14 protein-coding genes are annotated in these 14411 nt (G+C 65.1%); 11 read left to right on the top strand and 3 right to left on the bottom strand.

The features are described from left to right. Positions 1-62 precede the first annotated feature (62 nt). The 3 genes from metX (at position 63) to BG83_RS0112385 (ending at position 2759) form a co-directional block, all read left to right on the top strand. Positions 63-1277, top strand: coding sequence for a homoserine O-succinyltransferase MetX (gene metX, locus BG83_RS0112395; protein ID WP_024977024.1), 1215 nt, complete (start codon positions 63-65; stop codon positions 1275-1277). Next, on the top strand, positions 1274-1909 hold the full coding sequence (gene metW, locus BG83_RS0112390) for a methionine biosynthesis protein MetW (protein WP_024977023.1): 636 nt from the start codon (positions 1274-1276) through the stop codon (positions 1907-1909). Before metX ends, metW begins: the two co-directional genes overlap by 4 nt. A 136-nt stretch (positions 1910-2045) precedes the next feature. Next, complete coding sequence (locus BG83_RS0112385; RefSeq protein ID WP_419177603.1) at positions 2046-2759, top strand: tetratricopeptide repeat protein; 714 nt, start codon at positions 2046-2048, stop codon at positions 2757-2759. 74 nt (positions 2760-2833) lie between these two features. On the opposite strand, the gene BG83_RS0112380 is transcribed toward BG83_RS0112385, so the two are convergent. Together BG83_RS0112380 and BG83_RS0112375 are read right to left on the bottom strand one after the other, a co-directional pair. Next, positions 2834-3028 (bottom strand): YbdD/YjiX family protein, encoded by a 195-nt coding sequence (locus BG83_RS0112380; RefSeq protein WP_004628224.1) that lies wholly within the window; start codon positions 3026-3028, stop codon positions 2834-2836. A gap of 8 nt (positions 3029-3036) precedes the next feature. Then, positions 3037-5091: a carbon starvation CstA family protein gene (locus BG83_RS0112375; RefSeq protein WP_024977021.1), complete on the bottom strand. Its 2055-nt coding sequence runs from the start codon at positions 5089-5091 to the stop codon at positions 3037-3039. A gap of 225 nt (positions 5092-5316) precedes the next feature. Here BG83_RS0112375 and BG83_RS0112370 point away from each other — a divergent pair, with 225 nt between their 5' ends. After that, a complete protein-coding gene (locus BG83_RS0112370) occupies positions 5317-6756 on the top strand; it encodes a cache domain-containing protein (protein WP_024977020.1) in 1440 nt (479 codons plus the stop codon). Then, positions 6753-7397 (top strand): response regulator, encoded by a 645-nt coding sequence (locus tag BG83_RS0112365; protein WP_024977019.1) that lies wholly within the window; start codon positions 6753-6755, stop codon positions 7395-7397. Before BG83_RS0112370 ends, BG83_RS0112365 begins: the two co-directional genes overlap by 4 nt. Here the strand turns inward: BG83_RS0112365 and denD are convergent. Further along, the gene (gene denD / locus BG83_RS0112360; protein WP_024977018.1) at positions 7394-8377 is read right to left on the bottom strand and encodes a D-erythronate dehydrogenase; all 984 of its coding nucleotides are present in this window, start codon (positions 8375-8377) and stop codon (positions 7394-7396) included. The genes BG83_RS0112365 and denD overlap by 4 nt on opposite strands. 133 nt (positions 8378-8510) lie before the next feature. Here denD and BG83_RS0112355 point away from each other — a divergent pair, with 133 nt between their 5' ends. The 6 genes from BG83_RS0112355 to otnI all read left to right on the top strand — a co-directional run bounded on the left by BG83_RS0112355 (position 8511) and on the right by otnI (position 14306). Then, the gene (locus tag BG83_RS0112355; RefSeq protein ID WP_024977017.1) at positions 8511-9227 is read left to right on the top strand and encodes a FadR/GntR family transcriptional regulator; all 717 of its coding nucleotides are present in this window, start codon (positions 8511-8513) and stop codon (positions 9225-9227) included. Positions 9228-9242: 15 nt separating this feature from the next. Further along, positions 9243-10154, top strand: coding sequence for an L-threonate dehydrogenase (gene ltnD, locus BG83_RS0112350; RefSeq protein ID WP_024977016.1), 912 nt, complete (start codon positions 9243-9245; stop codon positions 10152-10154). Next, positions 10151-11464: a 3-oxo-tetronate kinase gene (otnK, locus tag BG83_RS0112345; protein WP_024977015.1), complete on the top strand. Its 1314-nt coding sequence runs from the start codon at positions 10151-10153 to the stop codon at positions 11462-11464. Before ltnD ends, otnK begins: the two co-directional genes overlap by 4 nt. Next, entirely contained in the window at positions 11461-12105 is a 645-nt protein-coding gene (locus tag BG83_RS0112340) for an aldolase (protein WP_024977014.1), read from the top strand. The genes otnK and BG83_RS0112340 overlap by 4 nt, the downstream gene beginning before the upstream one ends. A 63-nt stretch (positions 12106-12168) precedes the next feature. Then, complete coding sequence (locus BG83_RS0112335) at positions 12169-13494, top strand: MFS transporter (protein WP_024977013.1); 1326 nt, start codon at positions 12169-12171, stop codon at positions 13492-13494. A 23-nt stretch (positions 13495-13517) separates the two neighbouring features. Continuing rightward, the gene (gene otnI, locus BG83_RS0112330; protein ID WP_024977012.1) at positions 13518-14306 is read left to right on the top strand and encodes a 2-oxo-tetronate isomerase; all 789 of its coding nucleotides are present in this window, start codon (positions 13518-13520) and stop codon (positions 14304-14306) included. The last annotated feature ends 105 nt before the right edge of the window (positions 14307-14411 follow it).

Raw genomic sequence — 14411 nt, 5'->3', positions numbered from 1 at the left:
CCACATGAGAACCCGATTGGTTGCGTGATCAGCGTTGCCGGTCGGGTTTTTTCTTTGGTGCCATGACAGACATCCAGGCTGACACCGCGGTCACCGCAGCCGATGCGGCGCAGGCCGACACATCCTCTCCGAAGGCACATCAGGGCAAGCCGGCCAACGCCATCGGCTTGGTCGTGCCCGAGCGCATGCATTTTGCCGAGCCGCTGCAACTGCGCAACGGCTCGCAGATCAGCGGCTACGACCTGATGGTCGAAACCTACGGCACGCTCAATGCCGACCGCTCCAACGCCGTGCTCATCTGCCACGCACTCAACGCCTCGCACCACGTGGCGGGCGTGCACGCCGAGGGCGAAGTCGGCTGGTGGGACAACATGGTCGGCCCTGGCAAGCCGGTCGACACCAACCGCTTCTTCGTCATCGGGGTGAACAACCTGGGCTCGTGTTTCGGCTCGACCGGCCCCATGAGCCCGCACCCGGAAACCGGCCTGCCCTACGGCGCGCGCTTTCCCGTGGTGACGGTGGAAGACTGGGTGAATGCCCAGGCACGTGTGGCCGATCGCTTCGGCATCCAGCAATTTGCGGCAGTGATGGGCGGCAGCCTCGGCGGCATGCAGGCGCTGGCCTGGAGCCTGATGTATCCGGACCGGTTGCGGCACTGCGTGGTGGTGGCGTCCACGCCCAAGCTGTCGGCGCAGAACATCGCCTTCAACGAGGTGGCGCGCAGCGCGATCCTGTCCGACCCCGATTTCCACGGCGGCGATTACTACGCGCACAACGTCAAGCCCAAGCGCGGTCTGCGTGTGGCCAGGATGATCGGGCACATCACCTATCTATCGGATGAAGACATGGCCGCGAAATTCGGCCGCGAGCTGAAGGCGGACGACATCCGTTTCTCGTTCGACGTCGAGTTCCAGGTCGAGAGCTATCTGCGCTACCAGGGCGACAAGTTTGCCGAGTACTTCGATGCGAACACGTATCTGCTGATCACGCGCGCGCTCGATTACTTCGACCCCGCACTGGCCTACGGCGGGAGCCTCACCAAGGCCGTCGCGCATACCAAAGCGAGCTACCTCGTCGTCAGCTTCATGACCGATTGGCGATTCGCCCCCGCGCGCAGCCGCGAGCTGGTCAAGGCGCTGCTCGACAACAAGCATCCCGTCACCTACGGCGAGATCGACGCGCCGCACGGCCACGACGCTTTCCTTCTGGAAGACGCGCGCTACCACGCGCTGGTCCGCGCCTATTACGAACGCATCGCGCAGGAGATCGGCGCATGACAACGCAAACGCTGAACCCCGCTGCGCCGTCCGCAGTGCCGAACATCCTGACCGACCGCGCGGACTTCCGTGCCATCGCCCGCTGGATCGAGCCGCACTCCACCGTGCTCGACCTTGGTTGCGGCGACGGCAGCCTGTTGCGCGTGCTGCAGGACGAGCTCGACGTGCTGGCCTACGGCATCGAGATCGACGACGCAGGCGTGCTGGCCTCCGCGAAAAAGGGCGTGCACGTGATCCAGCAGAACATGGAAGGTGGGCTGGCGCTGTTCGAGGACAAGAGCTTCGATACGGTCATCCTTTCGCAAACGCTGCAGACCATCCACAACACGGCGCAGGTGCTGCGCGAGATGCTGCGCGTGGGTCGCGAGTGCATCGTGTCGTTCCCGAATTTCGGCTACTGGCCGCATCGGCTGTCGATCTTCCGCGGGCGCATGCCGGTGTCCAAGTCGCTGCCGTACGAGTGGTACAACACGCCCAACGTGCGCGTGTTGACCATCCGCGACTTTGAAGCGCTGGCGCCCAAGGTGGGACTGGTGATTCTCGACCGCGTTGTGCTGCACGACGGCAGCGTGGTGCGCTGGGGAGCCAACTGGCGTGGCAGCGTAGCGGTGTACCGGGTGCGCGCGGGCTGATTGCCCCGGCAACCGTGTACGCCCCAGGTGTGCTGGTTTGTGCGCACCCGCACGTAGCAGGTGGGCGCGTTACACTGGATCCTCTTCCGTTGAGGAGCGCGCGATGAGCAGACAGGTCCGGCGCAGAAGTCCGCGCATGCTACAAGCGCTGTTGGTGCTGGCGATGGGCGTGGCGATGTCGTTGGCAGCCGCTGCAACGTCGCCTGCCGACACACAGGGCGATGCCGCCGCCCTCACCCAGATCGCCATCGCGCATTACGAGAAGAACGATTTCGGCCACGCCTTCGACGAATTTGCCGAGGCTGCACAGCGCGGCAACCGGCTCGCGCAATTCAACTACGCCATGATGCTGATGCGCGGTGAAGGCACCGTCGCCCGCCCTGAAGAGGCAGTCAAATGGCTGCGCCGTGCCGCCGACAACCAGATGACCCACGCGCAGTTTGCCTACGGCGAATTGTTTGAGCGCGGCGAGCTGGTACCGCGCTCCCTGGAAGAAGCGAACAAGTGGTACGAACGCGCTGCGGCGGGCGGGCATGTCGAGGCGCAACGCGCGCTGGCCACCAACTACTTCACCGGGCGCGGTGTGCCGCGCGACTACGGGCGCGCGTTCAGTTGGTACAAGAAGGCGGCCGAAGGGGGCGATGGGCCTTCGCAGTACATCGTCGGCAGCTATTACGAGCGCGGGGAACCCGGCGTGGTGCCGCAGGATATCGAGCTGGCCAAGAAGTGGTACGGCAGGGCGGCTGCGCAAGGGGATGTGGGTGCGCTCGGCAAGCTGCGCGAGCTGGTGGAGAAGACCTATCGTGCCAAGCACGGCGACCCACCCACAACGGCACGTCAGTCGATGTAGCGCACGCAAGCAAAAACCGCCGGGCATGGCAGCATGCACCGGCGGTTTTGCTTTGGAGCGTGTTCAATCGTTCATCAACAGCAACGGCCCACGCGTCCGGCGTAGCGCGCGTCCTGGCGTTCGCGGAAGAAGTCTTCGTACGTCATGACGGCCTGGCCCGGATGGGTCTCCTGCATGTGGCGCACGTAGGTGTCGTAGTCCGGCACGCCAACCATCAGGCGCAGCGTCTGGCCCAGGTATCGGCCGAAGTTTTCGAGTTCTTCGCGCATGCCCGTGCTCATGCGCCCAGCGCTTCGTACGGCGTTTCGTTGGCAGTCGGGCGGCTCAAGGCGCGCGCCTTGAGCACCGTGCGCAGGCCATACCAGGCAATGCTCACCACCACGAGAATGAACAGGCCGCACAGGAATGCATCGATGCGGTCGTTCAGCACCACCTGCTGCATCTGCGCCATCGACTTGGCCGGGGCCAGCAGCTTGCCCTCGGCAATTGCGCTGGCGTACTTGTTGGCGTGCGCCAGGAAGCCGATCTTCGGGTCCGGATCGAACAGCTTCTGCCAGCCGGCGGTGAGCGTGCAGATCAGCAACCAGATGGTCGGCAGCAGCGTCACCCACACGTAGCGGTCGCGCTTCATCTTGACCAGCACGCAGGTGCCCAGCGTCAGCGCAATCGCGGCGAGCATCTGGTTGGAGATGCCGAACAGCGGCCACAGCGTATTGATGCCGCCCAGCGGATCGATCACGCCCTGGTACAGGAAGTAACCCCACAGTGCGACGGTCGCGGCCGTGGCAATGAGGTTGGCGACGAGCGAATCCGTGCGCTTGAGTGCCGGCACAAAAGTGCCCAGCAGATCCTGCAGCATGAAGCGCCCGGCGCGCGTACCTGCATCCACGGCGGTGAGGATGAACAGCGCCTCGAAGAGAATCGCAAAGTGGTACCAGAAGGCCATCATGGCCTGGCCGCCCACCACTTGGTGCAGGATGTGCGCCATGCCAACGGCCAGCGTCGGTGCGCCGCCTGCGCGGGCAAGGATGGTGTTCTCGCCGACGTCCTTGGCGGTCTGGATCAGCACGTCAGGGGTGATGACGAAGCCCCAGGTGGAGAGCGTGTGTGCCACCGTATCCGGCGTCGCACCCACCAGCGCTGCCGGGCTGTTCATCGCGAAGTACACGCCCGGGTCGATGACCGAAGCGGCCACCAGCGCCATGATGGCGACGAACGATTCCATCAGCATCGCGCCATAGCCGATGAAGCGTGCCTGGCGTTCGTTCTCCAGCAACTTGGGTGTGGTGCCCGACGAGATGAGCGAGTGGAAGCCCGACACCGCACCGCACGCAATGGTGATGAACAGGAACGGGAACATGTTGCCCGACCACACCGGACCGCCGCCGCCCGCGAACTGCGTGAGCGAAGGCATCTGCATGTTGGGTGCAACGATCAGGATGCCGATGGCCAGCGCCATGATCGTTCCGATCTTCAGGAACGTCGACAGGTAATCTCGCGGTGCCAGCAGCAGCCACACCGGCAGGACCGAAGCGACAAAGCCGTAGCCGATCAGCATCCACGTCAGCGTCTTGCCGTCGAATGTGAACAGCGGCGCCAGCGTGGCGCTATCGTGCACGGCCTGGCCGCCCACGATGGCCAGCATCAGCAGCACGAAGCCGATGATGGAAATTTCGCCGATGCGGCCCGGACGGATGTAGCGCACATACACGCCCATGAATAGCGCGATGGGAATCGTCGCGGCCACCGTGAAGCTGCCCCATGGCGAGCCGACCAGCGCCTTCACCACGATCAGCGCCAGCACGGCCAGGATGATGATCATGATGAGGAACGCGCCAAACAGCGCGATCACGCCGGGCACCGTGCCCATCTCACTCTTGACCAGGTCGCCCAGCGAGCGGCCGTCGCGGCGCGTGGAGATGAACAGCACGACGAAATCCTGCACCGCCCCGGCAAACACCACGCCGGCCAGAATCCAGAGCATGCCGGGCAGATAGCCCATCTGCGCGGCCAGCACGGGGCCGACCAGCGGGCCCGCGCCAGCAATGGCCGCAAAGTGGTGGCCGAACAGCACGTGCTTGTTGGTGGGAACGTAGTCGAGCCCGTCGTTGTAGCGCCAGGCGGGTGTCTTGCGGGTGCCGTCCAGGCCGAGCACCTTGTCGGCAATGAAGCGGCTGTAATAGCGATACGCGATCAGATAGATGCATACGGCGGCCACCACCACCCATAGCGCGCTGACTGCCTCGCCGCGCGCAAGCGCAACGGTGGCAAAGGCAGACGCGCCAAGAATGGCAACGACCAGCCAGATCAGGTGTTGCCTGACGAAGCTCATGTCGGTCTCCTCGAACCTTGGTCGAAGTTATTTGCTGAACGCGGGATGTGGGTTCATCCCTGCAGTAAGTCCTACCCCGTGACAGGGGCGTGTAGTATTTGCCAGCCTTGCCCCGCGCCACAAGCGGAGGACTACGCAGCACACGTCCGTAGTTCTACGCAGCCCCACACCTGACCGGGGCTGCTCCGTCACCTTGCAATGCCGCAACGCACGCCGCGTTTTGCCATGAAGCTCCGCCAGAAGATCCTGCTCCTCGCCGTCGCACCGCTGACCATCGCCATGCTGGCGATTATGCTGACCGTGCGGCATCAGTCGATTGCGCTGGCGCGACATGAGCGGCAGTTGGTGGAATCGGCGTACCTGCAGGCCAAGGAGACCGAGCTGCGGTCTTACGTCAAGCTTGCGCAGAGTGCCATCGCGCCGTTGCTTGCGTCCGGCCAAAGTGGCGACCCAGCCCGGGACGAAGCCACGCGTGACGAAGCCATGCGCACCCTCGCCCGCCTCGACTTCGGCACCGATGGCTACTTTTTCCTCTACGACTTGCGCGGCCGCAACCTGATGCACCCGCGCCAGCCCGAACTTGTCGGGCGCGATCTGTGGGACCTGACGGACTCGGGCGGCCAGCCGACCATCCAGAAACTGGTGGCTGCCGCGCAGGCCGGTGGCGGTTTCGTGCGCTACATGTGGGACAAGCCATCGACGCACCAGAGCGTGCCCAAGCTTGGTTATGTCGAGCCAATTCCACAGTGGGGCTGGATGGTGGGCACTGGTCTGTACCTGGATGACATCGAGCAGACCCTGCGAGAGATTGACCAGCGCGCGCAGGCCAACATCGACCAGACGCTGGCATGGGTGGTCGGCATTGCCGCGATCAGCATCCTGCTGGTGGCGGGCAGCGGTCTAGCGCTGAACGTGAGCGACCACCGCCAGGCCGATGCCAAGCTGCGCCAGCTCGCGCAGCAGGTGGTGAAGTCTCAGGAAGACGAGCGCGCGCGTGTCTCGCGTGAACTGCACGATGGCATCAGCCAAGTGTTGGTCTCGACCAAGCTGCTGCTCGAAACCGCGCATGGTCATCTCGAAGCGTCACCAGCATCGCCGCCGTCGATCGAACGGGCGGACAGCATGTTGCGTCGCGCGCTTGATCGGTTGAACAGCGCGCTGGGCGAGGTGCGGCGCGTGTCGCACAACCTGCGTCCGGCGCTGCTGGATGATCTCGGTTTGGCGGCTGCGCTGGAGCTGCTTGTGCGCGAAACGCGCGAAGCGCACGAAGACAGCCAGCCGGGGTTTGCGATTGCGCTCGAAGTGGTCGGCCCGCCCGTGCAGCTACCGGACGCGTGCAACACCGCGCTGTTCCGTATCGCGCAGGAGGCTGTCTCGAACATCGAGCGCCATGCCACGCAAGCCACGCGCATCGGCGTATTGCTTGAAAACGATCTCGATGCCGTGCGCTTGTCCGTTCGCGACAATGGCCCCGGCTTTGATGTGGAATCCGTCCAGGTGGACCCGGAACGCGGCATCGGCTTGCGCAACATGCGCGAACGCATGGCCGCGCTGGGCGGCACCTGTACCATCGCCTCGGGCCCGCACGGCACCGAGGTGTGTGCTGCGCTCCCGCATGTCGTCATCGCTCAACTGGCTTCTGTTCCCTCTTCTCCCATCGTATGAATATGCGACCAGCCGCGCCCGTCAAACTGCTCCTCGTCGACGATCATCCGCTCGTGCGCGATGGTGTGCGCATGCGGCTGGAAGCCGTGCCGCATTTCGAGGTGGTGGGTGAAGCCGGTGACGCCGATGCCGCCCTGCGGGCCGCACGCACCTTGTCACCCGATCTGGCACTGATGGACATCGGCATGCGCGGCATGAACGGCATTGCGCTGACCGAAAAGTTTGCCGAGGAATTTCCCGAGATTGCCGTGCTCGTCCTGTCGATGCACGACAACCTGGAGTACGTGCGGCAGGTAATCCGTGCGGGCGCGCGTGGCTATGTGCTTAAGGACGCGCCCGCCAGCGAGCTGGTCGAGGCCATCGACGCCGTGCTGGCCGGCCGGCCGTTCTACAGTGCGCAACTGGCGATGCGCATGGCCGAGCAGGCTGTCATGCCCACGCCGGTCGAGGCGCTCACGCCGCGTGAGCGCGACATTCTCGACGGCATCGCCAAGGGCTATGCCAACAAACGCATCGCCGACGAGCTGGGCCTGTCCGTGCGTACGGTGGAATCGCACCGCCTGAATCTCAAGCGCAAACTCGGCATCGAGGGCCAGGCGGAACTGGTGAAGTTTGCGGTGGAGCTGGGAAAGGGCCGTTAGGCGCCCTTCGTGGCCTCCACGTAATCGCGCACCATCGCCTCGAACGACGTGTCGCGCCCAAAGCCCATCGCATCGGCGCGGGCGGTGTTGAAGCGCGCCGGCCAGCTTTGCACGATGGCCTTGATGCGTGCGTCCGGCTCCCAGCGGATGCGCGATACCGGCGCATCGCCCGCCACCTTGCGCAGCGCTTCCACCATCTCGCCCACCCGCACCGTAATGCCCGGCAGGTTCAATGAGCGGCGATTGCCCCATGCCGACGCCGGCAGCGTGTACGCGTGCAGCAGCGAGGCCACCACCTGGCGCGGCGAGGCGAGCCACAGTTCGGTCTCGGCTTCCACCGGGCAGATGGCGTCTTCGCCGGACAGCGGCTCGCGGATGATGCCGCTGGCAAAGCTCGATGCCGCGCCATTTGGCTTGCCCGGGCGTACCGACACAGTCGGGATGCGCACCGCGCGGCCGTCGACGTAGCCCTTGCGCGAATACTCGCCCACCAGGAATTCGCCCATCAGCTTCTGCACGCCGTACGAGGCCTGCGGCGTGGCCGCCGTGTCGTCGGTGACGATGGCAGGCAGTTGACCGCCGAACACCGCGACCGAACTGGCAAACAGCACGCGCGGCGCACGGCCGGTCTTGGCGTGCTGCGCGCGTAGCGCATCAAGCAATGCGCGCGTGCCGTCCAGGTTCACGCGCATGCCGAGGTCGAAATCAGCCTCGGCGGTACCGCTCACCACGGCGGCCAGATGAAACACGCCGCCCACGTTTTCGTCGATCACCTGGGCGATGAGGGCCGGGTCGGAAGCATCGCCCGTCACATAGCGCACGCGCGCATCGGCAATCTGGCCCGGCACCTGGTCCAGCACGATGAAAGTCGCAACCGGCTGCACCGCGCCGTCCGCGCCGGGCAGACCGGGTTGCTGGAGCAGTGCCGCCAGCACGCGCTGGCCCAGGAAACCGGCGCCGCCGGTGATGACGATGTTCATGGTGTCTCCTTGTTGCCTGACGTATGCGGCCGGGCGTTTTGATCGATGCCTAGGGTAAACAGGGATGAAGCTCTGCGACTCAACTTGTATGATGACACGACGAATTTACCCTTGCCAAGATCTCCCTGCCACCATGTTTGAACGACTCGACGCCGCGCCCTCCCTGTCCGACCGCGTGGCCCAGACCCTGATGGACAAGATCGACGCGGGCGAACTGCGCCGCGGCGAACGCATGCCGTCCGAAACCGTGCTCGGCCAGGAATTCGGTGTGAGCCGCACCGTGATCCGCGAAGCCATCTCGCGTCTGCGCCACGAAGGCGTGGTCGAAGCGCGCCAGGGCAGTGGCGTGTACGTCACGCAGCAGGCTGGCCTCAAGCCGCTGCGTATCGACGCGGCGCAGGCCGGCTCGATCGATGCCGTGCTCCACATCATCGAGCTGCGCCGCGCGCTGGAGGCGGAAGGCGCCGCCCTGGCCGCTCAGCGCCGAACGGATGCCGAGATGATCGAGATCGACGCCGCACTCGACAGCATCGACGCTGCAGTGGCGGCAGGCGGTGACGGCGTGGCCGAAGACCTACGCTTTCACCACGCCATCGCCGCCGCCAGCGGCAATCCGTTTCTGGTGCAGGCACTTGGCTTCTTCAGCCAATACCTGGAAGAAGCGATTGGCGTGACGCGCAGCAACGAAGCACGCCGCGAAGACTTCGCGCGCCAAGTCCGCGACGAACACCGCGCGATGGTCGACGCCATCCGCCACCGCGACACACTTGCCGCACGCAACGCCGCGCAGACCCACATGTTCAATGCCGCACGTCGCCTGGCCGAGGGCCGCGATACGGCGCAAGACTGATTTCAGGAGCCATTCATGACGCAATCGGCGGCTGACCGGAAGGTCGGCGTGATCGGACTCGGCGCCATGGGTTTGGGCATTGCCAAAACCCTGCGCAATCACGGCTACACCGTGCATGCCTGCGACGCGCGCCCGGGTGCCGCAGCGGATTTCGCCAAGGAAGGCGGCGTGGCCCGCGCAACGCCGGCGGAGGTTGCCGCTGGTGTGGATGTGGTGGTCTCGGTGGTGGTCAACGCCGCGCAGACCGAGGCCGTGCTGTTCGGCGAGGGCGGTGCAGCGGGCGCCATGCGGCCGGGCAGCACCTTCGTCATGTGCTCGACGGTGGATCCGAACTGGTCCATCGCACTTGAGGCACGCCTTGCGCAGCAGGGCATCCTGTATGTGGATGGCCCGATCTCGGGCGGCGCTGCCAAGGCCGCGTCGGGCCAGATGACCATGATGACCTCGGCCAAGCCCGAGGCGTATGCGGCGGCGGGCCATGTGCTCGACGCCATGGCCGGCAAGGTCTATCGCCTGGGCGACAAGGCTGGCGCGGGCAGCAAGGTGAAGATCATCAACCAGCTGCTGGCCGGCGTGCACATTGCAGCCGCCGCCGAAGCCATGGCCCTCGGCCTGCGCGAAGGCGTGGCGGCGGATGCGCTTTATGAAGTCATCACCCATAGCGCGGGCAACAGCTGGATGTTCGAAAACCGCATGGCCCATGTGCTGGCGGGCGACTACACGCCGCTGTCGGCAGTCGACATCTTCGTCAAGGACCTGGGGCTCGTGCTCGATACCGCGCGCGCGACCAAGTTCCCGCTGCCGCTGGCGGCCACCGCGCACCAGATGTTCATGCAGGCGTCGACCGCCGGCTACGCCCGGGAAGACGATTCCGCCGTGATCAAGATCTTCCCGGGGATCACGCTGCCGGAGGGCCAGCCAAAATGAGCAACGCGCCCAAGTCCCGTCCGGTCCTCGGTTGCATTGCCGATGACTTCACCGGTGCGACCGACCTCGCCAACATGCTCGTGCGTGCCGGCATGCGCACCGTGCAGACCATCGGTGTGCCGCAGGCAGGCGAGGAAGCCATCGCTGCGGATGCCGATGCCATCGTCGTGGCGCTCAAGTCGCGCACGATTGCGGCGGCCGATGCCGTGGCGCAGTCATTGAGCGCACTGCACTGGCTGCGTGCGCAAGGTTGCTCGCGCTTCTTCTTCAAATACTGTTCGACCTTCGATTCCACCGACGACGGCAACATCGGCCCAGTGGCCGAGGCGTTGATGGCTGCGCTGGGCACCGATTTCACGTTGGCTTGCCCTGCATTTCCCGAGAACGGCCGCACGATCTTCCGCGGCCATCTGTTCGTGGGCGACGTGCTGCTCAACGCGTCGGGCATGGAGCACCATCCGCTGACGCCGATGCGCGATCCGAACCTCGTGCCGGTGCTCGCGCGCCAGAGCGCGGGCAAGGTCGGCCTGCTGCGTTACGACACCATCATGCGCGGCGCCCAGGCCGCTCGCGATCAGGCCCAGCAACTGCGCGCCGACGGCGTGAAGCTGGCGATTGCCGATGCCATTTCCAACGATGACCTGATCGTGCTGGGCGAGGCGTTTGCCGACCTGCCCCTGCTCACGGGCGGCTCGGGCTTGGCGCTTGGCTTGCCGGCGCAATACCGCCGCGCAGGGCTGATCACCGAACATGGCAACGCGGCCCAACTGCCTGTGGTGGCGGACTCGGCGATCGTGCTGTCGGGCAGTTGCTCGCGCGCGACGAACGCACAAGTGGCGCAATGGCGTGCATCGCGCCCCGCCTTCCAGATTGATCCGCTGGCGCTGGCCGAAGGCAAACCGGTGGTGGTCGAGGCGCTCGATTTCGTGCACCGCCATGCCGGTCAGACGGTGCTGGTGTACGCCACCAGTGCGCCGGAGCAAGTGGCCCACGTGCAGCAAACGCTGGGTGTGGAACGCGCCGGCAAGCTGGTTGAAGATGCCCTGGGCCGCATCGCCCGAACGCTGCATGCCGATGGCGTGCGCCGCTTCGTGGTGGCCGGCGGTGAAACATCGGGCGCGGTGGTGCAGGCGCTTGACGTGCGCGCGCTGCGCATCGGCCCGCAGATCGACCCAGGCGTGCCCTGGACAGCCACCATCGACAACGATCCGGTTGCACTGGCATTGAAGTCCGGCAACTTCGGAACGGTGGATTTCTTCGAGAAGGCGCTTGCGCAACTGGCGCAGGCCACCGCGGAGGCAGCCGTATGAGCGCGTTCACCGAAACAGCGCTGCGTGAAGAGATCGCCCGCGTCGGGCAGAGCCTGTATGCGCGCGGCTACACCGTCGGCACGGCAGGCAACATCAGCGCACGCCTGCCTGACGGCTGGCTCATCACGCCCACCGATGCCTGCCTTGGCACGCTGGACCCGGCGCGTATTGCCAAGGTCCTGGCGACGGGCGAATGGGTCGGCGGCGACAAGCCGTCGAAGACGCTCGCCCTGCATCGCGGCATCTACGACCGCAATGCCGACGCGCATGCCGTGGTGCACACGCATTCGACGCATCTTGTGGCGCTCACGCTGGCCGGCGTCTGGAACGAAGCCGATGTGCTGCCACCCATCACGCCGTACTACGTGATGAAGGTCGGCCACGTACCGCTCATCACGTATCAGCGTCCGGGGCATCCGGATGTGGCCTCGCAGATTGCTGCGCTGGCCAATGACGTGCGCGCCGTGCTGCTCGATCGACTCGGGCCCGTGGTATGGCACGGCTCGGTGTCGAATGCAGCCTACGCGCTGGAAGAATTGGAAGAAACCGCACGGCTTTGGTTGATGACCGAACCCAAGCCTGCACCGCTGTCCGACGCGCAGATCGACGAACTGCGCCAGACGTTCGGGGCCCGTTGGTAGCAACCGATAGCAAATCGGTAGCGCCCGCTGCACGGCCCACATAAAACCTACACCGGAGACCACATGAACACCTCGACCGCCACCCCGGCGGCGTTGCCTTCGCACGCCGTTTCAAAAGAGGACAGCGTCTATGCGCGCGTGTCGCGCCGCATCGTCCCACTCATCATGCTGTGCTATGTGGTCGCGTACCTCGACCGTGTGAACGTCGGGTTTGCGAAGCTGCAGATGTCGCAGGCGCTGAATTTTTCCGAGACGGTCTACGGGCTCGGTGCCGGCATCTTCTTCATCGGGTACTTTCTCTTCGAGGTGCCGAGCAACCTGCTGATGAACAAGATCGGCGCGCGTATCTGGATCGCGCGGATCATGATCACGTGGGGTTTGATCTCGGGCGCATTCGCATTCGTGCAGACGCCCACCCAGTTCTACGTGATGCGCTTTCTCCTGGGCTTGGCCGAAGCAGGTTTCTACCCCGGCATCATCCTGTACCTGACGTACTGGTATCCGTCGCATCGCCGCGCACGCATTGTGGCGATGTTCATGGCGGCCATCCCCATCTCGGGCATCTTCGGCAATCCGCTGTCGGGCTGGATCATGAGCGCCTTCCACGGGACGGGCGTAGGCGGCGGCTGGCAGGGCTGGCAGTGGATGTTCGTGATCGAAGCCGTCCCTGCCGTGCTGGTGGGCCTGCTGGTGCTGTGGAAGTTCGATGACAGCATCCGCAAAGCCAAGTGGTTGTCGGAAGACGAGAAGCAGATCCTCGAAACCAACATTGCCGCCGATAACAAAGGCAAGACCGAGCACCCCGGCATCGGCAAGGTGTTCTCCGATCCGCGCGTGTGGATGATGAGCCTGATTTACTTCACCTTCGTCATGGGCCAGTACGGGCTGACGTTCTGGATGCCGACGCTGGTGAAGAACGCCGGTGTGAAAGACACCTTCATGGTGGGCGTGCTCTCCGCCATCCCGTACCTATGTGCGGCGATCACCATGGTGCTGATCGGTCGCAGTGCCGATGCACGCCGCGAGCGTCGCTGGCACCTGGTTGTGCCGGCGCTGATGGGCGCAGTCGGTTTTGCCGTGGTGGCCACGGCTGGGCACAACGTGGTCCTGTCGATCGTGTTCCTGTCGTTGGCCGCTGCGGGTGTGCTGACGTGCGCGCCGCTGTTCTGGTCCCTGCCCACGGCCTTCCTGCAAGGCACGGCTGCCGCTGCCGGCATTGCCGCCATCAACTCGGTCGGCAACTTGGCCGGCTTTGTGAGCCCCTATATGATCGGTGCGCTCAAGGACATGACGGGCAGCACATCCGCCGGCATGTATGCGTTGGCGGGCGTGCTGGTGCTCGGCTGCATTGCCGTGTTGCGCACGCCGCCGAAGTTGGTCAATAAATAAGCAATCGTATTCAGAGGTCTGCCATGCCGCGCTTTGCCGCCAACCTGTCCATGATGTACCAGGAGCACGCGTTCCTCGACCGCTTTGCCGCCGCGGCAAAAGATGGCTTCGAGGGCGTGGAGTTCCTATTTCCCTACGACTTCGACAAGGCGGATATCCGCGCCCGTCTTGACGACGCTGGCCTCACGCAAGCACTGTTCAATGCTCCGCCGGGCGACTGGGCTGGCGGCGAGCGCGGCATCGCCTCGCTGCCCGGTCGCGAAGAGGAATTCAAGCGCGGCATTGCGACAGCGCTGGAGTATGCGCAGGTGCTCGGCAACACGCGCCTGCACGTGATGGCCGGCCTGCTACCCGCGGGTGCGGACCGCGCACGCCATCACGCTACCTACGTGAGCAACGTCGCCTACGCTGCGCGCGAGGCTGCCGGCGCGGCGGTCACCATCGTGCTGGAGCCGATCAACACGCGCGACATGCCGGGCTTTTTCCTCACGCACCAGGCGCAGGCACATGCGGTGTGCAAGGAAGTCGGCGCGACCAACGTCAAGGTGCAGTTCGACCTGTATCACGCGCAGATCATGGAGGGCGATCTGTCGGTCAAGCTCAAGCAGTACGTCGATGGTGTGGGCCACGTGCAGATTGCCGGCGTGCCCGATCGCCACGAACCGGACGAAGGCGAGCTGAACTATCCACACCTCTTCGCGTTGCTGGACGCGCTCGGCTATGACGGCTGGATCGGCTGCGAATATCGGCCGCGTGCCGGTACGAGCGAAGGGCTCGGCTGGCTTAAACGCTGGCGCGAAAGCCAGCGTTGACGCAGCAGCACAAGAAGGAACTGTGCCAATCTGCCTGGGCTGCGAGGTGCATCGCCAGGCGCTGACGCAAAAGAAAACCGCCGCTGCGCGATGCGCAAGCGGCGG

Source organism: Ralstonia pickettii (assembly GCF_000607165.1).
Taxonomy (GTDB): Bacteria; Pseudomonadota; Gammaproteobacteria; order Burkholderiales; family Burkholderiaceae; genus Ralstonia; species Ralstonia holmesii.
This window is presented reverse-complemented; position numbering and strand designations above follow the sequence as displayed.